At 73.5% G+C, this 630-nt stretch carries 1 protein-coding gene; it reads right to left on the bottom strand.

Annotation, left to right across the window (positions count from 1 at the left end; genetic code table 11):
• Positions 1–630, bottom strand: a 630-nt coding sequence (locus tag PUR56_RS25930) for an AMP-binding protein (protein ID WP_329950679.1), incomplete at both ends; no start/stop codon positions are given.

Here is a 630-nt window from a genome sequence, read left to right as displayed (position 1 = left end):
GGCCCGCCAGCGCACCACGTCACCGGTGCGGTACATCCGCCCGCCCGGCTCGCCGAACGGGTCCGCGACGAACCGCTCCGCCGTCAGACCGGGGCGCTTCAGGTAGCCGCGGGCCAGGCCCACGCCGGAGACGTACAGCTCACCCGGCACACCGACCGGGACGGGCCGCAGGTGGCCGTCCAGGACGTGCGCGACGGTGTTCCAGATCGGCCGGCCCACCGTGGCGGTCGCGGAGTCGAGCGTGCCGCCGCCCAGGGTGTTGATGGTGTACTCGGTCGGGCCGTACAGGTTGTAGCCCATCACGCCGGGGGTGTCGCGCAGCTTCGACCAGAGGGTCTCGGCCACCGCCTCACCACCGAGCAGGACCAGCACCGGGCGGTGCCGGCCCTCGTCCAGGAGTCCCCGGTCGACGAGCGCCTGGGCGTACGACGGCGTCACGTTGATGACGTCCACCGCGTGCTCGGCGCAGTAGGCCGCGAGGGCCTCGGCGTCGCGGCGCAGGGCCTCGTCCAGGACGTGCACCTCGTGGCCCTCGACCAGCCAGAGCAGTTCCTCCCACGACATGTCGAAGGAGAACGACACCGTGTGGGCGATCCGCAGGCGCCGGCCGCCGGCCGAGGCCACCACCGG

Origin of the sequence: Streptomyces sp. BE303 (genome assembly GCF_036290945.1) — a bacterium.
Taxonomy (GTDB): domain Bacteria; phylum Actinomycetota; class Actinomycetes; order Streptomycetales; family Streptomycetaceae; genus Kitasatospora.
This window is presented reverse-complemented; position numbering and strand designations above follow the sequence as displayed.